This window comes from Tabrizicola flagellatus (assembly GCF_008271465.1).
GTDB classification, from domain to species: Bacteria; Pseudomonadota; Alphaproteobacteria; order Rhodobacterales; family Rhodobacteraceae; genus Tabrizicola; species Tabrizicola flagellata.
Window position 1 is genome coordinate 161,182 of sequence record NZ_VMDU01000004.1, and the last position, 24,170, is coordinate 185,351.

A 24,170-nucleotide genomic window follows, 5' to 3' on the forward strand; every position below is an offset into this window, starting at 1 on the left:
TTTCGTTCGCACCCGCAGAAACCGCCATCTGACGGGCGGTTTTCCGCCTTTGGCGGCCAGATCAGGGACAGAATTCCGCCGAGCCCGAAAACTTAGGGCGCCACACCACACGCCATGGTGGTATTGTTTCCACATCGGACCCGACTCGCTGCCCGATCGGACCGCTGCCAGACTGTCTGCCCAGTCAAGGAGAGCCGAGATGACACAAGTTCTGCCGACGCGAAGGCGTCCCGCCAGAAACTATGCCGCCGTTGCCCTGTTCCTTGCCGTGTATGTGGGTGTCCTGGTCTTCGTTTTCGCGCCCAAGGACATCTTCGCCGTCCAGTCCCCGACCGCCCTTCTGCACACCGAGTAGCGCCCTCAGATCACCGCCGCCTCGACCATCGCCCGTCCTTCGGCGATGCGGTCATAGTGGAACGGCCGCAGGTCCAGCGCACGGTAGTCCCCATGCAGGATCCACTCGGCCGTCGCCCGCCCCATGGCGGGCGACTGTTGCAGGCCGTGGCCGGAAAAGCCGTTCAGGAACAGGAAGTTCGTCACCTCAGGGTGCGGCCCGGTGATCGCGTTCTGGTCCAGAAGGTTGTAGTCGTACTGCCCGGCCCATTCGTTGACCACCTTCACCGCCTCGAACGCCGGGATCCGGGTAGCGATGGCGGGCCAGATGTGATCCAGCCACAGATCGGGGTCCATGGTGAAGTCGTCGAAATCCACCGCCGGGTCCACCTCGGCATGGCCGCCCGCCATGTAGGTGCCGCCCCCCACCTCGCGCACGAAGGCGCCCGTGGGGTCGATGGTCAAGGGCAAGGGCCGGTCCAGCGGTCGTTCCGCCTGGAGCACCCAGTTGAACCGCTTGCGCGGCTCGATCGGGATCGCGATCCCCGCCATGGCCGCGACCTTGGCCCCGCGCGTCCCCGCGGCATTGACCACCATCCCGCAACCGACCCGGCGCCCCGAGGCCAGCCGCACCCCCGTTATCCGCGCGCCCGAAACGTCCAGCCCCGTCACCTCGTCGGCCAGATACTCCACCCCCCGCTCGCGCGCCTTGCGGCGGAACCAGTCGAAGACGGTGTAGCCGTCGAAATAGCCCTCGTCCCGCGTGTTCAGGCTGCCGAGGACCAGATCGTCCACCGTCATGAACGGGAATTCCGCCGCGATCTGATCCCTTGACAGCAGCCGCGTCCCCGCCCCCGCTGCTGCCTGAACCGCCTGATTGGTGCGCAGCACGCGGGCGAACTCCTCGCTGTCGGCCAGGTAGAGATAGCCGAAGTTCTGGATCTTCAGCTCCGGCACCCGCTCGTCGCCCCCCATCCGCGCGCGCAAGGACTGCACGAACTCGGCCCCGAACTGCGAGATGCGGATGTTCAGCTCGGTGGAAAACTGCTGGCGGATGCAGGAAAAGCTCAGCGCCGTCGCCGCCTTCGCATAGCTGGGGTCGCGTTCGATCACCAGCACGCGACCGGGAAAGCCCAGCTCGGTCAGCCACCAGGCGGTGGAAGATCCCATGATCGCCCCGCCGATGATGACCACGTCATAACTGTCATGCCTCGGTTCCGTCCGAAATCCCTGCATCTTCGCCCGCCTTTCGCCCTGGCGTCTGGTCTAGCGCAGGGCGCAGGCGGGGTAAATCCGCCGTCAGCCGGGGCCGGGCGGGACATCGACCGAGGGAAGCCAGGGCTTGATGTCCAGAAGAGGCGTGCCGTCGAAGGCATCCAGCGCATCGACGGTCAGGACGCCCGCCCCGACATCGATGTCCAGAATCCGCACCACCCCGATCGCGACCGGATTCGGCCGGCTGGGCGCGCGCAGCGCGAAGACCCCCGTCGGCTCTGCCCGATGGTCGGGATGCAGCACGATGCGGTCGCGCCGCGCCCCGCCCGTCCAGTAAAGCAGGATCACCGCCTGCCCCGCCGTCAGACCGGCCAGACCGGGACGGAACGGCGGGTCGATCTCCACCCTGAACTCCCCGCCCGCCTCCCGCGCCGCGCGCAGGTTCTTCGGGCAGTTGCCGCGCGACCAGGGGCTGCGCAGCCGGCCGATGAAGCCCAGCCGCGCGTCATCGGCTGCAAGCGCCGGGTCGAAGCCCAGCGCAACCTCGCCCGGCCGCGCGGGCCGATCCGCAGGGGTGTCAGTCATTCCGGGGGCCTCCGCCATCCTGCCGCATGCTGCGGCGCAAAAGCCCCCGGCGCAAGGCTCAGCCGCCCGAACCGTGGCCCATCTGCGAATGGTCCATGCCGGACTGCCCCATGTCGCCCATGCCCATCGGCGCCTCGATCTGGAACTCGACCTCGACCGGGCCGGCCTTCTCGAAGATCAGCGTGGCCTTGCGCATCTCGCCTTCGGTCAGGTTTTCCTTCAGCCCCATGAACATGACATGATAGCCGCCGCGCTCCAGGTTCACGGTCTGCCCGGGCGGGATCTCGATGAACTCGACATGGGTCATGGTGCCGACGCCATTCGCATCGACCTTGCTTTCGTGCACTTCCGACTTCATCGCCATGTCGGATTCGACGCCGATCAGCCGGTCGGCCTCGGTGCCGTTGTTGACGATCGCCATGAAGCCGCCGGCCGCCTTGGCGCTGGCGGCGGGCTGGGGAATGTAGGGGTGGATGATCTGCAGATCGCCCGCCGTGATCTCATGGGCCAGGACGGGGGCAGCCAGGACAAGAGCGGCGACAAGGGACAGGATAGGTTTCATGGTGTTCTCTCCGGTTTGAAAGGGAAAAGGGGCCCTGCGCGGCGCGCGGCCGCGCAGGGCCAGTTCCGGCCCGAGAGGGATCGCGGGACGCCTCCCGCGGCTCGGGCCACGGGATGCATCAGCCCACCATCCGCTTCAGGGGCGGCAGGGCGGACAGGACCGCGAGGTCCAGCAGGATGACCGCCAGCAGCGTCAGCCCCAGCATCGGGAAGGCCAGCGCCAGGGCGAGCGTGACCAGAAGCGCGCCCTTGGCATAGGGAATCTCCGCCGGCCGCGGCGGCGCGCCCAGCCGGACGCCCGCCGGCCTGCGCTTGAGCCACATCACCAGCCCCGAGACCGAGACCAGGATCAACGCCAGGCAGAAGGCCGTGTTCAGCGCCAGGTTCCAGGCGCCCAGGTCGCCCTCGTGGAAGGCGATGCCCCAGGCCATGGCCTTGGCATAGGCCGAATAGTCCGCATAGCGCACATCCGCCAGGACATTGCCGGTGTAACGGTCGATATGGATCGTCCGGTCGGCCGAGGGATCGGGGCCGTCGTTCGACATGCTGTCATGGCTTATGGTCCAGACGCCCGTCTCGCCGTCCGGCAGGTTCAGCTGGTAGCGCCGGTCGAAGCCCAGGCTGTCGGCAAAGGCCGTCACGCTGTCGATGGTGACGGGCCCGACGATCGCCGCCGTCCCGGCCAGACTGCCCGAGGCCGGCAGCGGCGTCTGCTCCAGCGTCCAGGGCACCTCCCTGGCCGCGCCGTGGTTCAGGCTGGCGTGCGTGGCATCCGACAGGGGCGCCTCCCATTTCTCGGCGGGAAAGGTGTTCCAGGCCTGCACGAACTTGCCGCCCCAGATGCCGGCCCAGCTCAGGCCCGAGACCAGGAAGACCACGAGGATCAGGCTGATCCACAGCCCGACCGCCCCGTGCAGCGCCTTCCAGAAGCCGCGTCCGCCCTCGCGCCGCGGGGTCAGCGCCTGCCGCCATCCTGCGCCGTTGCGGGGCCAGTGCAGGTAGAGGCCGGTCGCGATCAGCAACAGGCCAAGGCTCGCCGCCGCCTCGATCAGCCGGTCGCCCAGATCGCCGATCAGCAGCGTGCCGTGGATGTCGCTGGCCAGGTCGTACCAGCCGGCCCAGGGGAAGGTCTCGACCACCTCGCCGGTATAGGGGTTCAGCGTGACGCCGGTCCTTTCGTCTCCGCTGGCCACGGCGAAGGCGGCCACCCGGTCGGGGCCCATCGGCGCGATGTACTGCACGGCATGGGCGCCCGGCACGGCGGCCTCTGCCGCGACCTGCAACTGGCTGACCGGCAGCGGCGCGGCGCCCGGCTGGATGCGGGCACGCTTGCCGTGGAGTTCGCTGGTGGAGCTGATCCAGAGCATGACGAGGCCGGTCACGGCCAGCATCAGCAGGAAGGGGATGACATAGAGACCGGCGTAGAAATGCCAGCGCCAGACGGCGAAATAGAGCCGGTTCACGGGCCGCGCGCTGTCGGTGTCGGAAGCTGTGGACATGGGTCTGCCTTTGCAATGCGTGAAGGTACCGCGGGGCCGCAGGGGCCTCGCGGGCGGCACGGAAAGGCGGCGTGGGGAAGGCCGGACGCCGCGCTCAGGCGACGGGCGGGCCCTGGGGTCGGTGCGCCGGGTCGCGCGCCCGGGTCAGGGCACGGGTTTCCAGCGGGGCGATGACCGCGGCGTGGAAGGCCAGTTCCAGGTCGATCCGCATCTGCGCCGGGGGCGGCAGGTCGGCCGATCCGGCGATCTGGCAGGCGAGGCAATGCGGATCGCGCGCGCCGTCCCCGTCCAGGTCGTCGGCGCAGAAGTCGGCCGGCGTCGCGCCGTTGGCGATCAGGAAGGCCAGAGCCTCGTCCGAGGGGGCGGGCATGCGATGCGCGAACCCGGTCGCCACGAGGGCCACCGTGACCAGGGCAAGCAGCACCATGCGGTGCGCGCGGATCAGCGTCTGCGCCAGCATGGCCCCGTCATGACTCAGCGAGCGGACGTCGTCAATCGGTCCCGCGCGCTTCGGCTGCGACCGTTTGATGCGGCATGGCTTCCGACCGCAATCCCGCCGCGAGGCCCTCGGCAAGGTCCACATAGCGGTCGGACAAAGGGTTCGACCGCCGCCAGACCAGCCCGATCCGCCGCCCGGGACGCGGCTCGGGAAGGCGGTGCAGCACCACCGGCGCCGAGCGGCCCTCGACCTCGGCCGCCATTTCCGGGATCAGTGTCACCCCGATACCCGCCCCCACCATCTGCACCAGCGTGGACAGCGAGGATCCCTCCATGATCTCGCCCGCCCTCTCGCCCGGCCCGCCCGGCGCCAGCTTGCAGACCGCGATCGCCTGGTCCCGGAAGCAATGCCCCTCCTCCAGCAGCAGGAGCGGCGCCTGCGGCAGTTCGGTCAGGGGCGGGACCGGCAGACCCGCCGCCGCGGCATGGCGCACCAGCAGGAATTCCTCGTCGAACAGCGCATGTTCCACCAGCGACGGCTCCGACACCGGCAGCGCCAGCATCGCCAGGTCCAGCCGGCCCTCGTGCAGGTCGCGCACCAGCTTGGGCGTCACCGCCTCGCGCGGGCGCAGGTCGATGTCGGGAAAGCGGCCGGCCAGCTCGCGCATCAGCCGGGGCAGGAGATAGGGCGCCACCGTGGGAATCACCCCCAGCCGCAGCCGCCCCGACAGCGGCCCCGTCGCGGCCCGGGCCAGCGACGCCAGTTCGTCCACCGAGCGCAGCACGTCCCGCGCCCGCAGCGCGAAATCCTCGCCCAGCCGGGTCAGCGTGATCTGCCGCGCCCCCCGCTCCACCAGCGGCGCGCCAAGGATTTCCTCCAGCTCCTTGACCTGCAGCGACAACGCGGGCTGCGAGATCGCCGAGGCCTCCGCCGCCCGCCCGAAATGCCGATGCCGGGCCAGCGCGTCGAAATAGCGCAAATGCTTCATGGTGATCTTTGTCATATGTTTTGCATATCGCCTCGATAGGAAAATGAAAATTCCTATTATCAGTCATGAGTGCTACCGATGAGACATGAACGAAGCGCGGCGAGTCGTTGCCCGGTCGGGTCCGATCGGGTCGGTCGCAGCGTTTTAAGCCTGATTCCAGCAAGACGAGGAGAGCAAGATGGACGGCAATGACATTGGACGCTCGGGCAAGTGCCCGGTCATGCATGGCGCGATCACCGAAACCGGCATGTCGGTGATGGACTGGTGGCCGAAGTCGCTGAACCTCGACATCCTGCACCAGCATGACACCAAGGTTAACCCCTTGACCGGCTTCAACTATCGGGAAGAGGTCAAGAAGCTGGACTTCGAGGCGCTGAAGCGGGACCTGATCGCCCTGATGACCGACAGCAAGGACTGGTGGCCGGCCGACTGGGGCCATTACGGCGGGCTCTTCATCCGCATGTCCTGGCACGCTGCCGGCACCTACCGCATGGCCGACGGCCGCGGCGGTGCGGGCACCGGCAACCACCGCTTCGCTCCGCTCAACTCCTGGCCCGACAACGCCAACCTCGACAAGGCCCGCCGCCTTCTGTGGCCGATCAAGAAGAAATACGGCAACCGCCTGTCCTGGGCCGACCTGATGGTTCTGGCCGGGACCGTGGCCTACGAATCCATGGGTCTGAAGACCTTCGGCTTCGGCTTCGGGCGCGAGGACATCTGGCACCCAGAAAAGGACACCTGGTGGGGGTCGGAAAAGGAATGGCTGAAGGACGAGCGCTACCCGACCAAGGAAGACCGCACCAGCCTGGAAAACCCGCTGGCGGCCGTGGTCATGGGCCTGATCTACGTGAACCCCGAAGGCGTGAATGGCCAGCCCGACCCGCTGAAGACGGCCCAGGACGTGCGCGAGACCTTCGCGCGGATGGCGATGAACGACGAGGAAACCGTCGCGCTGACCGCCGGCGGCCATACGGTCGGCAAGGCGCACGGCAACGGCAGCGCGGCCAATCTCGGCCCGGAGCCTGAAGGCGCCGACATCTCCGAACAGGGCCTGGGCTGGATGAACCACAAGACCCGTTCGATCGGCCGCGACACCGTGACCTCGGGCATCGAGGGCGCCTGGACCACCCACCCGACCAAGTGGGACGGCGGCTATTTCCACCTGCTCCTGAACTACGACTGGGAACTGGTGAAATCGCCCGCCGGCGCCTGGCAGTGGCAGCCCATCGGCATCAAGGAAGAGGACATGCCGGTCGATGTGGAAGACCCCACGATCCGCCGCATGCCGATGATGACCGACGCCGACATGGCGATGAAGATGGACCCGGTCTATCGCGAGATCTCCGAACGCTTCGCCAAGGATCAGGCGGCGTTCAGCGACGCCTTCGCCCGCGCCTGGTTCAAGCTGACCCATCGCGACATGGGGCCGAAGGTCCGTTACCTCGGCCCCTGGGTGCCGCAGGAAGACCTGATCTGGCAGGATCCGGTGCCGCAGGGCCCGACCGGCTGGGACGTGGCGGCGGTCAAGGCGAAGATCGCGGCCTCCGGCCTCTCCATCTCGGACATGGTCGCCACCGCCTGGGATTCGGCGCGCACCTTCCGCGGCTCTGACAACCGGGGCGGCGCGAACGGCGCCCGCATCCGGCTTGCTCCGCAGAAGGACTGGGAAGGCAACGAGCCCGCGCGGCTGGCCCGCGTCCTGTCGGTGCTGGAACCCATCGCGAAAGAGGCCGGCGCTTCGGTGGCCGACGTGATCGTGCTGGCGGGCAACGTCGGTGTCGAACAGGCGGCCAAGGCCGCGGGCTTCGACGTGACCGTGCCCTTCCACCCCGGCCGCGGCGACGCGACCGCAGAGCAGACCGATGCCGACAGCTTCTCGGTCCTGGAACCCGTCGCCGACGGCTTCCGCAACTGGATGAAGAAGGACTATGTCGTCACCGCCGAAGAGCTGATGCTCGACCGGGCGCAGCTGATGGGCCTGACCGCGGTCGAAATGACCTGCCTCGTCGGCGGCATGCGGGCAATGGGCACCAACCATGGCGGCACGGCGCATGGTGTCTTCACCGACCGCGTCGGTGCGCTGACGAACGACTTCTTCGTCAACCTGACCGACATGGCCTGGAAATGGGTGCCGAAGGGGACGAACCTCTACGAGCTGCAGGACCGCAAGACCGGCGCCGTGAAGTGGACGGCGACGCGGGCGGACCTGGTGTTCGGCTCGAACTCGATCCTGCGCGCCTATGCCGAGGTCTATGCCCAGGACGACAATGCCGAAAAGTTCGTGCGCGATTTCGTGGCCGCCTGGACCAAGGTCATGGAAGCCGACCGCTTCGACCTGCGCGCGTGATCCGGAATCCCGAAACGGCAACGGCCCGGCGGATTGCCGGGCCGTTCGCTTTTGCTGGTGCCCGCGGCCGGACTCGAACCGGCACGGCCTTGCAGCCAGGGGATTTTAAGTCCCCGGTGTCTACCATTCCACCACGCGGGCGGCGCGGGCGACCTTAACCCCATACCGCACAAAGGGGAATCGCCTTCTGGCCTGCCGGCCTCACTTGCCGGTCGGACTTGTCGCCGACAGCAGCCAGCCCACCAGCTCGAAGCTGTTCCTGACCCCGGCCTTGCGGATCATGTTCGCCCGGTGCACCTCGACCGTGCGGTGCGAGGATCCCAGGGCCTGGGCGATCTCTTTCGAGGTGAAGCCGTTCACAAGATACCGGGCAATCCGCCTTTCCGTCTGCGTCAGTTGGCCCGCGCCCCCGACCGCCGCCTCCAGCGGCCTATAGGTCCAGACAGCCAGCCGCTGCGGATCCTCGGGATCCAGCGCCGCGCCGTGTCCCTCCATCCAGACCACCTGCCCATCCTTGCGCCGCATGAAGCGTTCGTCGCGATAGACCCGGCTTTCCAGCATCGCCCTCCGCGCGCGTTCGCCGATCACCTCATAGTCGGTCTCGGTAGGATACAGCAGCCGGATCGACTGCCCTTCCAGATCGCGCGGCGTCCAGCCGAACACGGCCTCCACCCGGAGGGAGGCCCGCAGGATCACCCGATCCGCCAGGATCAGAGTTGCGTCCGGGCCCTGTTGAAAGGCCAGACGCTCATAGTCACGCATCGCCGCCCTCTACGTAGATTCCTACGTATTCTTACGGATGGTGGCCCCCTTCGCAATCTTTCAGGATCGCGGCAGTCCGATCTCCCCTTGCGGACACGGGAGGAACCAGAATGAACAAGGTCTATCCGAGCGCCGCCGCCGCCCTCGACGGGCTTCTGCACGATGGCATGCTGATCGCCAGCGGTGGCTTCGGCCTCTGCGGCATCCCCGAACTGCTGATCGCCGCGATCCGCGACAGCGGCGTGAAGGGCCTGACCGTCGCCTCGAACAACGCAGGCGTCGATGGCTTCGGCCTCGGCGTCCTGCTGGAAACCCGGCAGATCAAGAAGATGATCTCGTCCTATGTGGGCGAGAACGCCGAATTCATGCGCCAGTATCTCTCGGGCGAACTTGAGCTGGAATTCAACCCGCAAGGCACCCTGGCCGAGCGGATGCGGGCGGGCGGCGCGGGAATTCCCGGCTTCTACACCGCGACCGGCGTCGGCACGGTCATCGCCGAGGGCAAGGAGCACCACGAATTCGACGGCAAGACCTACATCCTCGAACGCGGAATCGTGGCCGATCTGTCGATCGTGAAGGCGTGGAAGGCAGACCCCTCGGGCAACCTCGTGTTCCGCAAGACGGCGCGCAACTTCAACGTCCCCGCCGCCACCTGCGGCCGTGTCTGTGTCGCCGAGGTCGAGGAGATCGTGCCGCTCGGCAGCCTCGATCCCGATCACATCCACCTGCCGGGGATCTACGTTCACCGGATCATCTCCGGCCCGCATGAAAAGCGGATCGAGAACCGCACCGTTCGCAAGAAGGAGGCCGTGTGATGGCCGAGGCAACCAAAGGCTGGGACCGCAATGGCATGGCCGCACGCGCGGCGCAGGAACTGCGTGACGGCATGTATGTGAACCTCGGGATCGGGATCCCGACCCTGGTGGCGAACTACATCCCCGAAGGCGTGAACGTGACCCTGCAGTCCGAAAACGGGATGCTTGGCATGGGCCCCTTCCCCTACGAGGGCGAGGAAGACCCAGACCTCATCAACGCCGGAAAGCAGACGATCACCGAACTGCCGCAGACCGCCTATTTCGATTCGGCGACCTCTTTCGCCATGATCCGCGGCGGCAAGATCGCCATGGCGATCCTCGGCGCGATGGAAGTGGCCGAAAACGGCGACCTGGCGAACTGGATGATTCCGGGGAAGCTCGTCAAGGGCATGGGCGGGGCGATGGACCTGGTCGCGGGCGTCGGCCGCGTGGTCGTCGTCATGGACCACACCTCCAAGCACGGCGAGTCCAAGGTCTTGAAATCCTGCACGCTTCCCCTGACGGGCAAGGGCGTGGTGGACCGCATCATCACCAACCTGGGCGTGCTGGATGTGGGGCACAAGGGGCTGCACATCGTCGAGCTTGCCCCGGGCGTCACGGAAGAGGAACTCCGCGCCGCCACCGAGGCGACCATCGTCGGCTGATCGCTCTGGCAGTTGCAGGACCGGGGCGCGGCTCGTGCGCGCCCCGACCCTACAGCCCGGCCATGTCGGTGCGGAAGATGCAGGGGTCGGTGACCAGCATCGGCGGGCTGACGCACAGCCCCTGCGCCACCTGCCAGGCCGCGAGCACCTTGGGCACATAGTCCCGCGTCTCGGCATAGGGCGGGACACCGCCGTTGGCGCGCACCGCCCCTTCGCCGGCATTGTAGGCCGCCAAGGCAAGGACCGGATCGTAGTCGAACTCCTTCAGCAGCCAGTCCAGATAGGCCACCCCGCCCCTGATGTTCTGCACTGGATCGGTGGAGTCCTTCACGCCGAAGCGTTCGGCCGTGGCGGGGATCAACTGCATCAGGCCGACCGCCCCCGCATGGCTGACCGCGTCGGCATTGCCTGCGCTTTCGATGCCGATCACCGCCAGCACCAGGGCCGGCGAAACCTTCGTGTCCAGCGTCGCGCGCAGGATGTCCTTGCCGTATTCCTTGGACACCTCCTGCAAGTGCTGCAGCCGCGGCGCACGGACCGTCTCGCCGCCTGGCCCCTGCGACAGCGACGCCAGGGCCAGCTCGAATCGGTCTGCCCTGTCGTTGATTCCGGCGGGAACCTTGTCCCAGTACCAGGCATAGGACGAAGCCGGCGCCGGGCCGGGTTCGATATCTGATCGCTCGACGGGCGGATCTTCCTCCACGCGGCGCACGGGGTTAGGTTCCACCTTCGGCAGGGCCGCAAGATATCGGGCCTGCTCCTCCGGATCGATCTGCACGGTGATGCGCTTGCCCGGCACGGCATCGCTCACCTTCACCCGCTTGAACGTGTAGTCGTCCGCCTGCGCCGCGCAGCTCAGGGCCGTGCAGAGAATCGCGGCGATTCCCGGTCTTGTCATCGGCATGGTCGGGGCCTGCTCGCCTCGTTGTTTTGCCGGCAGAATCGCAGCATCGGGCGGGTCTGGCCAGAACTTTTCCCGACCAATCATGGCAATTCTGCCCGATTTGACCGAAAAACCACGCCCTAGCATGCAAAGGTGAACAGACTGCTAAGAATTTTTTTGTTTAATTTCAGGATCTTGCGCAGAAACCGGCAGAAATCTTCACATGACCGAAATTCTGCTGATCTCGTCCAAACTGCTGCCATTTTTGGGGGGCTATATCAGGTCATACCGAACGACGACGCCGCAGGATGCAGCAAACTCGAAGCGGTTGACGTAACAGTAGACACCTTAGCAAAGGACCAGACAAATGACCAAGTTCTCCGCTTTCCTGAAAGACGAAGCCGGCGCCGTGACCGTTGACTGGGTGGTTCTGACCGCCGCCGTCGTGGGCCTCGGCCTCCTGATCTTCTCGTGGGTCCGCCCGGCCGTGTCGAACCTGGCCGAAGCGATCAACACCGAGCTCGGCAACGCTCAGGAAACCATGACCAGCAGCGGCGCTGGCGCTGGCAGCGGCACCCCCTGATCGCTGAATTCCGCTGGAATGCTGGCCGCGCTTCGGAAGAAGCGCGGCCTTTTCCTTTTTTCGCCGGATGCAAGGGCAGTCGCCGTTCAGGCACGCCGCACAAGCCGGGTCCGTCCTCACCCACCGCGCCCTGCCCGAGTTGCGGGTTGAACATGCGCAGGACTGTCAACGCGGCTGCTTTGCAACTCGCCCGAGGCCAGCATGCGCACGGTGAAGCTGCGTCCGCGCAGATCCGGGCGACACTGATGCGGGATTTGCCGGGCCATGCCGACGCCTGCCTGAAACCCCGCGAACTTTTCGCGTCGGCCCAGAAATAGCACATGCAGTCCAAACTCTTGCCATGATTGACCCGCCAAATGGCTTCATACCGAACGGCGGAGGCAACAGCGAAAGCCACGAACGGAACGGTTGAGACACAGATGCATGCCTTAGAAAGGGACAAGACGATGACCAAGTTTTCCGCCTTCCTGAAAGACGAATCCGGTGCCGTGACCGTTGACTGGGTTGTTCTGACCGCCGCCGTCGTGGGCCTCGGCCTCCTGATCTTCTCCTGGGTCCGCCCGGCCGTGTCGAACCTGGCCGAAGCCATCAGCACCGAACTCGGCAACGCCGAGGCGTGCATGACCGCAGACAACGCTCTCGGCTGCACCCAGTAAGTCTTTCCGCACATCGCTCGGGCCGCGCCTCGTCCAGGCGCGGCCTTTCTGTTGTCAGGCCGCAGCATCCGGAGCCGCTGGAAACAGTAGGACACCCATCGCGGTATTGATGCCCGAACAATGCTAAATTTTCGCCGCATTCAACGGTCAAGGTCACACAGGAGACTTCTTGGCCAGGGAAATGGAATCAGGCAGATGACGGCCGATCGGCAATGCGGCACACCGCCGAGCACTGTCAGCAAGGCATGGCATGACCGCGCCGCCTCCATTCGGGTCGCGGGTGCCGGACCCGTGTCTTGCCGGGTTGGGCCCGCCACCGTAACAGCCTTGTGTGCCGCCGCAGATGACCTGCGGTCGCGCCCAGAACACCAGAGGTAGAAATGAGAGCAGTATTCGCGTTGGTCCTTGTCGTCGGCATGGCTCTGGCCGGCGTGGCGGTCTACATGATCCAGGGCTATATGGCCGATCTTGAAGCCGCCCTGCGGAAGGAGCAGGCCTTCAACGCCAAAGCCGGCAAGCTGGTCGAGGTCTTTGTCTTCGCCAAGCCCAAGAAATACGGCGACCCGCTGGCCGAGGACGATGTCGTCGCCATCTACTGGCCGGAGAAGAGCCTGCCTGAGACGATCTTCCGCGACAAGGCCGTGCTTTTCCCCGAGAACGCCAAGGGCCCTCGCTACATCATGCGCTCGACCGAGGCCTTCGAGCCGGTCCTCGCAAGCCGCGTCACCGAGCCGGGAGAGCTGGCGAACCTGACCTCCAAGCTGGAGAAGGGCAAGCGCGCCTTCGCGATCAAGGTCGGGACCAATTCGGGGATCTCGAACTTCGTGAAGCCTGACGACTACATCGACATCCTGTGGACCGGCAACGTCCCGGGTGTCGAAGGCGGCATCACCCGCCAGATCGAAAGCGCGGTCCTGGTGATCGCGGTGGACAATGCCATCAACGAGGGGCAGGTGACCTCGGACACTGTTGCCCAGACGGTCACAGTCGCCGCGACCCCGGAACAGGTTGCGCGTCTTGCTCAGGCCCAGGCGACCGGACGACTGACCCTGTCGCTTGCGCGAGATGCCAGCGAAACCGTTGAGGGAACTGTGGAAACCAACACCAAGGCCATGCTCGGGATCGTCGAGGAAGTTGTTGCCCCCGAGGTTGTCGAGCCTGAAGTCAAGAAGTGCTACGCCAAGCAGCGCAGCGGCGGCCAGGTGATCGAAACCGATATCGAGATCCCCTGCTCGAACTAGCGCGGGGACCGATCGGAAAGCAGGGGCGCGGCCACATGATCTGGGGCCGCGCCCTTTCCATTTTTCAATCCGTTGCGACCTGTTGCAGTTTGCCCACATCAAGAACATCGCTCAAATCATTGATTCTTGCAAAAAAGCCGGCTTGTGGCATGCTGCCTGCACACAAGGGCGTTCAAGACCCAAACGAGGCGTGGTCGAAAGGGCAGATCACATGAACATGAAACGACTCCTGGTTGCAGGCTATCTTGGTGCGTGTCTCGCATCGACGGCGCTGACGCCGGTCTCGGCCGAAGTCCTGCGCGTGATGCAGGGTCAGGCTTCCAACGCACTCAACGTTCCGATGAACCGGGCCGTTGTCGTCGAAAGCGACGTTCCCTTCGCGGAACTGTCGATCGCAAACCCCGGCATCGCCGACATCTCGACGCTGTCCGACAAGTCGATCTACGTCCTCGGCAAGGCCCCCGGGCGCACCACGCTCACGCTTTTGTCGCCGGATGGGCAACTGATCTCCAACGTCGATGTCCACGTCACCCCCGACATCGCCGAATTCAAGGAGCGGCTGCAACAGATCCTCCCGGGCGAGAACATCGAGGTCCGCACCGCCAATGACGGCATCGTGCTGTCGGGCCAGGTCTCCTCGACCGCCAAGCTCGACCGGGCGCTCGATCTTGCCAACCGCTACGCGCCTGACCGGGTGTCGAACCTGATGGTGGTCGGCGGCACGCAACAGGTCATGCTGAAGGTCCGCTTCGCCGAAGTGAACCGGACCGTCTCGAAGAACCTGTCCTCGTCGCTTGCCATTCGCGACGGCGGAAGCCTGCGCGGCGAAACCGGCACCTATCTCGGAACCGGCAACAGCATCGGCGGCGCGCTGAGCCTGCGCGAGAACGTCGCGGGCGGTATCGCCTTCGGTGGCGGGATCGGCGGCCTAGAATTCGAGGTCCTGCTCGAGGCGCTGGAATCCAAGGGCATGGTCCGCACACTGGCGGAACCCAACCTCACCGCGCTGTCCGGCCAGGAAGCCAAGTTCCTCGCCGGCGGCGAATACCCGGTTCCGGTGGCGCAGGACAACAACGCGGTAACGGTCGAGTTCAAGCCCTTCGGTGTGGAACTGAACTTCACCCCGGTGGTCGTTGATCAGGACATCATCAACCTCTCGATCAGCGCCGCGGTATCCTCGATCGACCCGGCCAACGGTATCACGGTGTCCGGTTTCAACATCGACGCCTTCAAGCGGCGCGAAACCTCCACCACGGTGGAAATGCGCGACGGCGAAAGCTTTGCAATCGCAGGCCTGCTGCAGGACGACTTCCGCGACCTGAACACCCAGTTGCCGTGGATCGGCGACGTTCCGATCCTTGGCGCGCTGTTCCGCTCGTCGGAATACCAGCGGGCGCAGACCGAACTGGTCATCATCGTCACGCCGCATCTCGTCAGCCCGGTGGCCGGTGCCGCCCTGGCGCTGCCGACCGACCGGGTCCGCATCCCGACCGAACGCGAACTGTTCCTGTTCGGTGATGTGGCGAAGGGGCCGAAGCGCGGTGCCGCTGCCGAAGTGGCTCGGCAGGATTTCAGCTCGTCCTACGGCTATGTGATGGAGTAAGGCGATGACCGGCATGCTTCCCAAACTCCTCGCCACCTCGGCACTTCTTGCCCTCACCGCCTGCGGCGAGTCCTCGGTTTCCTGGGACCGCGAGCTTGGCTCGGAGGTCGACAAGGGCCAGTTCGGCAACGCGACGATGAACAACACGCTCCTCCAGACCGGAGAGCTTACCTACACCGTCGCCCTCGCCGAACGCTTTGCCGCCGAGGTTCCGGACACGATCACCTTCGCCTTCGACAGTGCGCAGCTGACCCCCGAGGCGATGGATATCCTGCGCAAGCAGGCGAACTTCATCCGCCAGTTCCCGGAGGTCCGCTTCCGTGTCTTCGGTCACACCGACAAGGTCGGCTCCAATGCCTACAACCAGCGCCTCGGCCTGCGCCGGGCGCAGGCCGCGGTGGCCTACCTGGTCTCGCAAGGCATCAGCCGCTCGCGCCTCGAGGCCGTCGTCTCCTACGGCGAGACCCGGCCGCTGATCGCGACGAACCAGGCCGAGGTGCGCAACCGCCGCACCGTGACCGAGGTCTCGGGCTTCGTGAGTTCGCATCCCCTGGTGCTGAACGGCAAGTATGCCGAGGTCATCTGGCGCGAATATGTGACCAGCGCCACGCGCCCGCATACAACCACAACTGCCGACGCAACGGGCCAGGGTGGCGGCTGACAAATCCGCCGCAGGATCACCTGACAGGAGGCCGGGCCATGTGCCCGGCCTCTTCGTTTCCATAATCGTGATAATCCCAGAAACAGGCCCTTTTAGCCCAAATATCGCCACCATTCTTGAACAAGGTCACCCAGATAGGATGAGTTCCGGGGTCCGTTGTTCCACAGGTCGAAAGCCTCTCTGCCGCCAAGCTAACTACCTGAAATTTTTGTTCAAAAGCCCCGCACCAAAAGGACCAGACGCGAGATGACGAGCAAAGCCACAGTTCAGAGCGATCCTGCACCGATCCTCGCCTGCACGATTTCGCGCGATGTGCAGCGATTCGATCTGCTGATCGACGACATGGAAGCCGAACTGGGCGAGGCCTGGGGAGACCTCAATTTCGAGGACGCTCTGGTCTTTCTCAAGCAGCCCGACAGCACCGGGATGCAGTTCGTCGCCATTGCCGTCGACAGCGAGGACGAATCCGAACTGTCAAAGATGAACGACGTCATCAAGGCGGCCAAGGCCAAGAAGATCAAGGTTCTCCTGATCGCCAACCAGGTCAGCCCTTCGGTCCTGCACCAGATGCTCAAGCTCGGGGCCGACGACTTCGTGCCCTACCCGCTGCCCGAAGGGGCGTTGCACGACGCCATCGAACGTCTGCGCAAACCGGATCCGGTGTTGCCCGACGGGTACGATCCGGTGACCGGCACCTTCAACCCGGTGTTCAAGGCCCGCGGCGACCGCAACGGCGTGATCCTTCCCGTGCACGGCATGGCAGGCGGCGTGGGCGCCACGACATTCGCGGCCAACCTGGCCTGGGAGCTCTGCCTGATCCCCGAAGCCGAAGGCATGCGGGTCTGCGTGATCGACCTCGACCTGCAATTCGGCTCGGTCGCCACCTATCTCGACCTCCCCCGCAAGGAGGCCGTGCTCGAGATCCTGACCGACACCGCGGCCATCGATGCCGACGCGCTGATGAAGTCGATGCTGACCTTCAACGAGAAGCTGCACGTCTTCACCGCGCCGGCCGACATGCTGCCGCTCGAGATGATAACCCCGGAAGACATCGGCCGCATCCTCGACACCGCCCAGGCCAACTTCGACTTCGTCATCGTCGACATGCCGACGACCGTCGTCGCCTGGACCGAGGCGGTGCTGACGCGCGCGCATGTCTATTTCGCGCTTCTCGAACTCGACCTGCGCTCGGCCCAGAACATCCTCCGCTTCATCCGGGCGCTCAAGGCCGAGGCGCTGCCGCATGACAAGGTGCGCTACGTCCTGAACCGGGCGCCGAAATTCACCGACCTCTCGGCCAAGGCGCGGGTCAAGCGGATGGCCGAAAGCCTTGACATCGACATCGAAGTGCAGCTGCCCGATGGCGGCGAACAGGTGACGCAAGCCAACGACCACGGCCTGCCCATCGCCGAAAGCGCGAACAAGAACATCCTGCGCAAGGAACTGCAAAAGCTCGCCAAGTCCTTGTACGACCTGAACAAATCTGCCGAAACCGCAAAAGCCTGATCTAGGGGGAACAGTCCGTGTTCAGTCGGTTCAAGAAAGATACTCCCGCCGGTTCCACCCCTTCCACCGGGGGGCTGGCGCCCGTCAGCCAGGTTGCCGACAAGGCTCCCTTTGCAGCTGCGGCCCGCACCGCACAGCAGCCCGTGGTCCAGCAGCGTGCCGCGGCCGAGGCCATGGCCGCCGACAAGGAGAAGAAGCGCAAGGAGCGCCTGACCGAACTGAAGGTCGAAATCCACAAGCGCCTGCTCGAGGACCTGAACCTCTCGGCCATCGAATCGGCGACCGAGCAGTCGCTCAGGGGCGAAATCGCGGCTCTGACCAACGAGGCGCTGGACGACATGTCCGTCGCGTTGAACAAGGAAGACCGCCTCGCCCTGACGCAAGAGCTCTACGACGAGGTCATGGGTCTCGGTCCGCTGGAGCCGCTGCTCAAGGACGAGACGATCAGCGATATCCTGGTCAACGGTCCGAAGCGCATCTTCGTCGAACGCGCCGGCAAGCTGCAACTGTCGGATGTCACCTTCCGCGACGAGCGCCACCTTCTGCGGATCATCGACAAGATCGTGTCCGCCGTGGGTCGCCGCGTCGACGAATCGAACCCCTACTGCGACGCCCGTCTTGCCGACGGCAGCCGCTTCAACTGCATGATCCCGCCGATCGCCGTGGACGGCTCGCTCGTCTCGATCCGGAAATTCAAGAAGGACAAGCTGAAGATCGAGGACCTGGTCCGCTTCGGCGCCTTCACCGAGGAAATGGCCGCCTACCTCCAGGCCGCAGTGTCCTGCCGGCTGAACATCATCGTCTCGGGCGGCACGGGTTCGGGCAAGACGACCACGCTCAACGCGCTGTCGTCCTTCATCGACAACCACGAGCGCGTGCTGACCATCGAGGACACGGCCGAACTTCAGCTGCAACAGGTCCATGTGGGCCGGATGGAAAGCCGTCCGGCCAACGTCGAGGGCAAGGGCGCGGTGACCCAGCGCGACTGTCTGCGCAACGCCCTTCGTATGCGTCCCGACCGCATCATCGTGGGGGAAACCCGGGGCGAGGAAGTCATCGACATGCTTCAGGCCATGAACACCGGCCACGACGGATCCATGACCACGATCCACGCCAACAACCCGCGCGACGCGATCTCGCGTCTGGAAAACATGGTCGCCATGGCCGGGATCGAGATGCCGCTCAAGGCCGTCCGCAGCCAGATCGCCTCGGCCGTCAACCTGATCGTGCAGGCCAGCCGCCTGCAGGACGGGACGCGCCGCATGACCTCGGTGACCGAAATCACCGGCATGGAAGGCGAAGTCATCTCGATGCAGGAAGTCTTCCGCTTCGAGCGTCTGGGGGTCGAGCCCTCGGGCAAGATCATCGGCCGCTTCAATGCAACCGGCATCCGTTCGGCCTACTCCGACCGCTTCCGCCAGTGGGGATTCGACCTGCCGGCCTCCATCTACGAACCGATCGCCTGACCGCCATGCAAATCAGCGCAGCACCCCTGATCTACCTGATGATCTTCGTTGCGGTCGTCGTGATCGTCAACGGCATCTACCTGATTGTCTTCGGAAAATCGGTCAGCCTCAACAGTCGCGTCAGCCGCCGGCTTGCGCTTCTGGAAAAGAACGCGAACCGCGAACAGGTGCTGGAACAGCTCCGCAAGGAGATGAACCAGCACCTGAACGCGCGCAACATTCCGCTCTACTCCATGCTGGCCAAGAAGGCGCAGCGGGCGAACATCGCCTTCTCTCCCCAGGCGCTGATCGGGATCATGGCGGCCTTGTCGGTCTTTGCCTTCCTGATGCTCTCCGCCTTCACCGCCGCCGAATTCGGCCTGCGTCTGGTGCTGGGCATCGCGATGGGCGTGGGCGGGGTTTTCTTCTGGGTCAACCGGACGGCGAAGAAGCGGATGAGCCTTCTGGAAGAACAGCTGCCCGATTCCATCGAACTGATGGTTCGCAGCTTGCGCGTCGGCCATCCGTTCTCGACCGCCATCAGCATTGTGGCCAAGGAGATCCCTGATCCGCTCGGCTCCGAGTTCGGCGTGATCGCGGACGAGGCCGCCTATGGCCGCGACGTGGCCGAATCGCTCAAGGCCTTCGCCGAGCGGATGGACAGCCAGGACCTGCGCTTCCTTGCGGTCGCCGTGTCGATCCAGCAGCAGTCGGGCGGCAACCTTGCCGAGATCCTCGAAGGCCTTTCCAAGGTGGTCCGCGCCCGCTTCAAGCTGTTCCGCCGCGTCCGCGCCATCACGGCCGAGGCGAAGTGGTCGGGCATGTTCCTGTCGGGCTTCCCCATCGTCGCGCTGATCATGATCAACGTGGTGCAACCCGACTACTACGACGAGGTGAAGGGCACCTCGGCCTATATCCCCGCGGCGCTTTTCGTCGTCACCTTCCTCATCATCAACATCATCTACATGAAGGTGATGACCAACATCAAAGTGTAGGTCTGGACCATGGAATTCCTCTCGAACCTCATGTCCGGCATCACCGAGCGTTTCGGGCCAATGGCCCCGCTGCTTGCCGTCGGGCTGCTCGGTTTCCTCCTTGTGCTGCTGGCCCTGCCGGTGGTGATGAAACGGCAGCGCGACCGCTTTCGCGAGCTGAAGGAACAGGCGCCGACCAGCGCCAAGGACAAGAAGCGCGCGCTGCGCAAGACCGAGCGCGTGGACAAGCTGGAGAAGTTCGCCCATTTCCTCGAACCGCAGAAGAAAGAGGAACTGTCAGCGGCCAAGCTGACGATGCTGCGGGCGGGCTATACCGGCAAGAACTCGGTCCGGATGTTCCACGCGATCCAGTTCCTCCTGGCCATCCTTTTCCTGGTCGTTGGCCTGATCGTCGCGCTCGTCAAGTCGATGTCGCAGGAGATGTCTGGCGTCGACCTGATCCTGCACAGCATCCTGCCCTGCGCCATCGGCTACTACCTGCCGCGCTACTGGGTGAACAAGCGCGTCAAGCAGCGCCAGAACGAGATCATCGAGGGCTTCCCCGATGCGCTCGACCTGATGCTGGTCTGCGTCGAGGCCGGTCAGTCGCTGGACCAGTCGATCATCCGCGTCGGCAAGGAAAGCCGGGCGGGCTACCCGGCCCTGGCAGACGAATTCGAGATGGTCGCGCAAGAGGTCAAGGCCGGCAAGGAACGCATCGCGGTGCTGAAGGACATGGCCGAACGTGTGGGCGTGCCCGACGTGGCCTCCTTCGTGACGACGATCATCCAGTCGGCCACCTTCGGCACCTCGATCGCCGACGCGCTGCGGGTCTATTCCGCCGACATGCGCGACAAGCGCATCATGCGGGCCGAGGAAAAGGCCAACATGTTGCCGACGAAACTGACCCTCGGCACAATGCTGTTTACAGTTCCGCCGCTTCTGGTCATTCTGATCGGGCCTTCCGTTTACGGGATGGTGACAATGCTGACCCAACTCGCGGGCGGCCTCTAGGACCGAGCGGTATGTGACTTGCGCAAGGCAGTCGTCCTGACACTGTGTTCTGCGCTTCTCCTGGCCGGCTGCGTGCCGGCCAGCGGCGTTTCCCGGAACAATCCCTATGGCGTGGATGCCCGGGGCGAAGCCGTGGACGGCATGACCGTCGGCCACCGGCTTATGGAAGCGGGCGAGCACGAGCTGGCGCTGAAGGCCTATCTTCGCGCCGCATCCGAGACCGGGATCAACGCGGATGTGCTGTCGTCGATCGGTTCGGCCAACCTGGCGCTCGGGCGGCTCGGCCAGGCCGAGAAGATGCTGAAGCGTGCGCTGGAGCTCGATCCGAATTTCGTCCCCGCCGTGAACAATCTGGGCGTGGTGAAGATGGAGCAGGGCCAGACCGGCGAGGCGCGGATCCTTTTCCAGCGCGCCTTTGCGCTGGATAGTGGCGAAACGGACTCGATCCGGGAAAATCTGATGCTCGCTATCGCGCAAAGCGAGGCGAACGTGTATGATCCTCAACAAGAAGAACAAAACGGCGGGTTCCGTCTGGTCCGGCAGGAAAAGGGCAAGTACGTCCTTCTCTCCGATCTCTAGGCGGCGACACGTCCAAGACGATACGGGCAGTCAACAAAAAGGACGCTGAAGATGCGCCATCCGGCTTTCGTAGTGCTGTGCCTTGGCGGTGCAGTCGCCTTGTCAGCCTGTCAGAAGAGCTCTGACGCACAGGTCCAACGGGCACTCAAGGACGTGAACGTCATTGACGAAACCAACCTCAACGACGTGATGATGACGGTGGCCGACCCGAACGAGGCGGTCGCCTATTTCACCCGCGCCCTGCAGCAGAACCCCGACCGCATCGACCTGATGCGCGGCCTGGCCCGCTCGCTGACCCGGGCGCAGAAGCCGACCGAGGCGGCGCAGGTCTGGCGCCAGGCCGTCGCGCACAAGGATGCGACCCCGGAGGACCGGGTCATGCTGGCCGACGCGCTGATCCGGTCGAACCAGTGGCCCGAGGCCAAGGCCGAACTGAACCAGATCCCGCCGACGCACGAAACCTTCGACCGCTACCGGCTGGAGGCGATGATCGCCGACAGCGACAAGAACTGGAAGAAGGCCGACAGCTTCTACGAGACCGCCGCCGGCCTGACCACGACGCCTGCCGGGGTGCTGAACAACTGGGGCTTCTCCAAGCTCACCCGCGGCGACGCGGCCGGGGCCGAGAAGCTGTTCACCGAGGCGCTGACCTACGATCCGAACCTCTTCACCGCGAAGAACAACCTCGTCCTCGCTCGGGCGGCCCAGCGCAAGTACGATCTGCCGGTGGTGCGCATGACCCAGGTCGAACGGGCCGAGCTTCTGTATTCCATGGCGCTTGCCGCCATCAAGCAGGGCGACGTCTCGGTCGGGAAAAGCCTGCTGAACCAGGCGATCGAGACGCACCCGCAGCATTTCGAAGCCGCGGTGCGCAGCCTGCAAGCTCTTGATGCGAATGTGAAAACCTGATGCTAGAGCCGACCGGTGCGATGATCCTCCTTGTTCCCGTGCTGCCCATCGCGATCTGGGCGGCTCTGTCGGACCTGAAACGGATGAAGATCCCAAATGCCTCCGTCCTGGCCATGGCGGCGGTCTGGCCGCTGCTCGGCTGGTATGTGTCGCCGACGCTGACCGTCTGGGCCTGGGGCTTCGCGCTGATGGCGATCGTGTTCGTCGCGGGCTTCCTGATGTATCTGACCGGCACCTTCGGGGCCGGCGACGCCAAGTTCGCCGCTGCCATGGCCGGCATCTTCGTGGGCGGCAGTATCGGCGAGATCCTCCTCATCATCTTCCTCTGCATGGTCGGCGCGCTGGTCGTCCACAGGCTGTTGCGCAGCATCCCTCTGGTGCGCAACGCAACGCCGGACTGGGAAAGCTGGACCAGACGGCGCTACTTCCCCTTCGGTCTGGCACTGTCCGCGATCGTCATCGTCTATCTTCTTGCCGCCATCTGGCCACAGGGCTGACACAAGTCACGTTTACGACTCAATGCGCAAACCTGCGCTAGATTGTCCACGGAGCTTGCCCTATGAACGCTGAGGCCCCGGTGTCGGGCGTGCAACCGCCGCCCTCCCCTCGTACGCTGGAAGATACCGGCCTGTCGATCATCACGATGCGCGACATCCTGTTGAAGACGATGTTCCGCACCAACCAGTCGCAGGTCACGGCCCTGGCCAAGATCATCTGCCTGCCCGTGCCGCTGACCCAGGAACTGGTGGACCTCGCCCGCTCGCAGAAGCTTCTGACGGCGATGGGCACGCTGCATGCCACGGCCGGCAACGAGATGGGATACGAGCTGACCGACGCCGGAAAGGCGCGCGCCCTGGATGCCCTGTCGCAATCGGAATACTACGGCGCGATGCCGGTGCCGCTCGACCAGTATTCGGTGCAGGTCAAGCGCCAGTCGGTCCGCGACATCCGGCTGAACCGCGAACAGCTTCTGTCCGGCATGGGCCATCTCATCCTGCCGCCCGACCTGATCGACAACCTGGGCCCGGCCGTGACCTCGGGCCGCTCGATCCTTCTCTACGGCCCGCCCGGCAACGGCAAGTCCTCGATCTCGCACGGCATCCGCGCCGCCCTTGGCGACAAGGTCTATGTGCCCCGTGCCATCGAATATTCCGGCCAGATCATCAGCGTCTATGACCCGATCGTGCACTCGGCCGCCGAGATGGCCGTGGACGACCCGAACTCGCTTCGGCGCACCTCGAACCGCTTCGACAACCGCTATGTCTATTGCGAGCGCCCCTCGGTCATCACCGGCGGCGAACTGTCGCTCGACATGCTGGACCTCGCCTACAACCCCACCGCACGGACCTATCAGGCGCCGCTGCAGCTCAAGGCCACTGGCGGCATCTTCATCATCGACGACCTCGGCCGCCAGGCAGAGCCGCCGCAGAAGATCGTCAACCGCTGGATCGTGCCGCTGGAGGAATCTCGCGATATCCTCGCGCTGCAGTCGGGCGAGAAGTTCACCGTGCCCTTCGACACGCTGGTCATCTTCTCGACCAACTTCCACCCCAACCAGATCTTCGACGGCGCGGCGCTGCGGCGGATCTTCTTCAAGATCAAGATCGACGGGCCGAGCCAGGAGAACTTCCTGAAGATCTTCGCCATGGTGGCGCGCAAGAAGAAGATGCCCCTCGACGAAACCGCGCTGATGCACCTGATGAAGGTCAAGTTCCCGACGATCCAGAACAACTACGCGAACTACCAGCCCGTCTTCCTGATCGACCAGATGATCGCGGTCTGCGAATTCGAGAACATCCCCTATCAGATGACCCCGGAACTGATCGACCGCGCCTGGGCCAACATGTTCGTCCGCCAGGAAGACATCGCGCACTGACCCGGTCCCTCGTAGTTCGACGTCGTTCGACTTCGTCTCCTCCTCGGCCCAG

25 protein-coding genes and 1 tRNA gene are annotated in these 24,170 nt (G+C 65.0%); 17 read left to right on the forward strand and 9 right to left on the reverse strand.

The annotated features are described in order from the left end of the window. Nucleotides 1-199: 199 nt before the first annotated feature. Nucleotides 200-355, forward strand: a complete 156-nt coding sequence (locus FL625_RS18075; protein ID WP_160147756.1) for a hypothetical protein — start codon at nt 200-202, stop codon at nt 353-355. A 5-nt stretch (nt 356-360) separates the two neighbouring features. Here FL625_RS18075 and FL625_RS08435 read toward each other — a convergent pair whose 3' ends face one another. The 6 genes from FL625_RS08435 to FL625_RS08460 form a co-directional block, all read right to left on the reverse strand. Continuing rightward, nucleotides 361-1,569 (reverse strand): NAD(P)/FAD-dependent oxidoreductase, encoded by a 1,209-nt coding sequence (locus FL625_RS08435; RefSeq protein WP_149588216.1) that lies wholly within the window; start codon nt 1,567-1,569, stop codon nt 361-363. A 63-nt stretch (nt 1,570-1,632) separates the two neighbouring features. Beyond that, nucleotides 1,633-2,133 (reverse strand): SAM-dependent methyltransferase, encoded by a 501-nt coding sequence (locus tag FL625_RS08440; RefSeq protein ID WP_149588217.1) that lies wholly within the window; start codon nt 2,131-2,133, stop codon nt 1,633-1,635. Nucleotides 2,134-2,191: 58 nt separating this feature from the next. Beyond that, nucleotides 2,192-2,695, reverse strand: coding sequence for a copper chaperone PCu(A)C (locus FL625_RS08445; protein WP_149588218.1), 504 nt, complete (start codon nt 2,693-2,695; stop codon nt 2,192-2,194). Nucleotides 2,696-2,813: 118 nt separating this feature from the next. Then, nucleotides 2,814-4,193, reverse strand: coding sequence for a PepSY-associated TM helix domain-containing protein (locus FL625_RS08450; RefSeq protein WP_149588219.1), 1,380 nt, complete (start codon nt 4,191-4,193; stop codon nt 2,814-2,816). Nucleotides 4,194-4,287: 94 nt separating this feature from the next. Then, nucleotides 4,288-4,653 carry a hypothetical protein gene (locus FL625_RS08455; RefSeq protein ID WP_149588220.1) on the reverse strand — a complete coding sequence of 122 codons (366 nt, stop codon included), beginning with the start codon at nt 4,651-4,653 and terminating at the stop codon, nt 4,288-4,290. Nucleotides 4,654-4,684: 31 nt separating this feature from the next. Beyond that, entirely contained in the window at nt 4,685-5,635 is a 951-nt protein-coding gene (locus FL625_RS08460; RefSeq protein WP_149588221.1) for a hydrogen peroxide-inducible genes activator, read from the reverse strand. A gap of 163 nt (nt 5,636-5,798) precedes the next feature. Here FL625_RS08460 and katG point away from each other — a divergent pair, with 163 nt between their 5' ends. Next, nucleotides 5,799-7,967 carry a catalase/peroxidase HPI gene (katG, locus tag FL625_RS08465; protein WP_149588222.1) on the forward strand — a complete coding sequence of 723 codons (2,169 nt, stop codon included), beginning with the start codon at nt 5,799-5,801 and terminating at the stop codon, nt 7,965-7,967. Between the two features lie 55 nt (nt 7,968-8,022). On the opposite strand, the gene FL625_RS08470 is transcribed toward katG, so the two are convergent. Both FL625_RS08470 and FL625_RS08475 read right to left on the reverse strand, forming a co-directional pair. Next, nucleotides 8,023-8,108: transfer RNA gene (locus FL625_RS08470), tRNA-Leu, on the reverse strand. Between the two features lie 60 nt (nt 8,109-8,168). Beyond that, on the reverse strand, nt 8,169-8,729 hold the full coding sequence (locus FL625_RS08475) for a LuxR C-terminal-related transcriptional regulator (RefSeq protein ID WP_149588223.1): 561 nt from the start codon (nt 8,727-8,729) through the stop codon (nt 8,169-8,171). 110 nt (nt 8,730-8,839) lie between these two features. On the opposite strand from FL625_RS08475, the gene FL625_RS08480 reads away from it, so the two are divergent. Together FL625_RS08480 and FL625_RS08485 are read left to right on the forward strand one after the other, a co-directional pair. Then, nucleotides 8,840-9,544 carry a CoA transferase subunit A gene (locus FL625_RS08480; protein WP_149588224.1) on the forward strand — a complete coding sequence of 235 codons (705 nt, stop codon included), beginning with the start codon at nt 8,840-8,842 and terminating at the stop codon, nt 9,542-9,544. Continuing rightward, the gene (locus FL625_RS08485; RefSeq protein WP_149588225.1) at nt 9,544-10,188 is read left to right on the forward strand and encodes a 3-oxoacid CoA-transferase subunit B; all 645 of its coding nucleotides are present in this window, start codon (nt 9,544-9,546) and stop codon (nt 10,186-10,188) included. Before FL625_RS08480 ends, FL625_RS08485 begins: the two co-directional genes overlap by 1 nt. Nucleotides 10,189-10,237: 49 nt before the next feature. Here FL625_RS08485 and FL625_RS08490 read toward each other — a convergent pair whose 3' ends face one another. Beyond that, nucleotides 10,238-11,086 (reverse strand): lytic transglycosylase domain-containing protein, encoded by an 849-nt coding sequence (locus FL625_RS08490; RefSeq protein ID WP_149588226.1) that lies wholly within the window; start codon nt 11,084-11,086, stop codon nt 10,238-10,240. 352 nt (nt 11,087-11,438) lie between these two features. On the opposite strand from FL625_RS08490, the gene FL625_RS08495 reads away from it, so the two are divergent. The 13 genes from FL625_RS08495 (at nt 11,439) to FL625_RS08555 (ending at nt 24,118) form a co-directional block, all read left to right on the forward strand. Continuing rightward, the gene (locus tag FL625_RS08495) at nt 11,439-11,654 is read left to right on the forward strand and encodes a hypothetical protein (protein ID WP_149588227.1); all 216 of its coding nucleotides are present in this window, start codon (nt 11,439-11,441) and stop codon (nt 11,652-11,654) included. Nucleotides 11,655-12,100: 446 nt separating this feature from the next. Then, nucleotides 12,101-12,310 carry a Flp family type IVb pilin gene (locus FL625_RS08500; RefSeq protein ID WP_149588228.1) on the forward strand — a complete coding sequence of 70 codons (210 nt, stop codon included), beginning with the start codon at nt 12,101-12,103 and terminating at the stop codon, nt 12,308-12,310. 380 nt (nt 12,311-12,690) lie between these two features. Further along, complete coding sequence (gene cpaB, locus FL625_RS08505; protein ID WP_149588229.1) at nt 12,691-13,551, forward strand: Flp pilus assembly protein CpaB; 861 nt, start codon at nt 12,691-12,693, stop codon at nt 13,549-13,551. Between the two features lie 211 nt (nt 13,552-13,762). After that, complete coding sequence (locus FL625_RS08510) at nt 13,763-15,154, forward strand: type II and III secretion system protein family protein (RefSeq protein WP_149588230.1); 1,392 nt, start codon at nt 13,763-13,765, stop codon at nt 15,152-15,154. Nucleotides 15,155-15,158: 4 nt separating this feature from the next. Further along, nucleotides 15,159-15,815: an OmpA family protein gene (locus FL625_RS08515; protein WP_149588231.1), complete on the forward strand. Its 657-nt coding sequence runs from the start codon at nt 15,159-15,161 to the stop codon at nt 15,813-15,815. Nucleotides 15,816-16,061: 246 nt separating this feature from the next. Beyond that, on the forward strand, nt 16,062-17,321 hold the full coding sequence (locus FL625_RS08520) for a CpaE/TadZ family protein (RefSeq protein WP_149588232.1): 1,260 nt from the start codon (nt 16,062-16,064) through the stop codon (nt 17,319-17,321). 17 nt (nt 17,322-17,338) lie between these two features. After that, the gene (locus FL625_RS08525; protein WP_200833913.1) at nt 17,339-18,787 is read left to right on the forward strand and encodes a TadA family conjugal transfer-associated ATPase; all 1,449 of its coding nucleotides are present in this window, start codon (nt 17,339-17,341) and stop codon (nt 18,785-18,787) included. 5 nt (nt 18,788-18,792) lie between these two features. Next, nucleotides 18,793-19,761: a type II secretion system F family protein gene (locus FL625_RS08530; protein ID WP_149588233.1), complete on the forward strand. Its 969-nt coding sequence runs from the start codon at nt 18,793-18,795 to the stop codon at nt 19,759-19,761. Between the two features lie 9 nt (nt 19,762-19,770). Further along, nucleotides 19,771-20,754 (forward strand): type II secretion system F family protein, encoded by a 984-nt coding sequence (locus FL625_RS08535; RefSeq protein ID WP_149588234.1) that lies wholly within the window; start codon nt 19,771-19,773, stop codon nt 20,752-20,754. An 18-nt stretch (nt 20,755-20,772) separates the two neighbouring features. Then, nucleotides 20,773-21,333 (forward strand): tetratricopeptide repeat protein, encoded by a 561-nt coding sequence (locus FL625_RS08540; RefSeq protein ID WP_435532703.1) that lies wholly within the window; start codon nt 20,773-20,775, stop codon nt 21,331-21,333. Nucleotides 21,334-21,384: 51 nt separating this feature from the next. Next, nucleotides 21,385-22,242 (forward strand): tetratricopeptide repeat protein, encoded by an 858-nt coding sequence (locus tag FL625_RS08545; RefSeq protein ID WP_149588235.1) that lies wholly within the window; start codon nt 21,385-21,387, stop codon nt 22,240-22,242. After that, on the forward strand, nt 22,242-22,739 hold the full coding sequence (locus tag FL625_RS08550) for an A24 family peptidase (protein ID WP_149588236.1): 498 nt from the start codon (nt 22,242-22,244) through the stop codon (nt 22,737-22,739). Before FL625_RS08545 ends, FL625_RS08550 begins: the two co-directional genes overlap by 1 nt. Nucleotides 22,740-22,801: 62 nt before the next feature. Then, nucleotides 22,802-24,118 (forward strand): DUF8689 domain-containing protein, encoded by a 1,317-nt coding sequence (locus FL625_RS08555; RefSeq protein ID WP_149588237.1) that lies wholly within the window; start codon nt 22,802-22,804, stop codon nt 24,116-24,118. Nucleotides 24,119-24,170 lie beyond the last annotated feature (52 nt).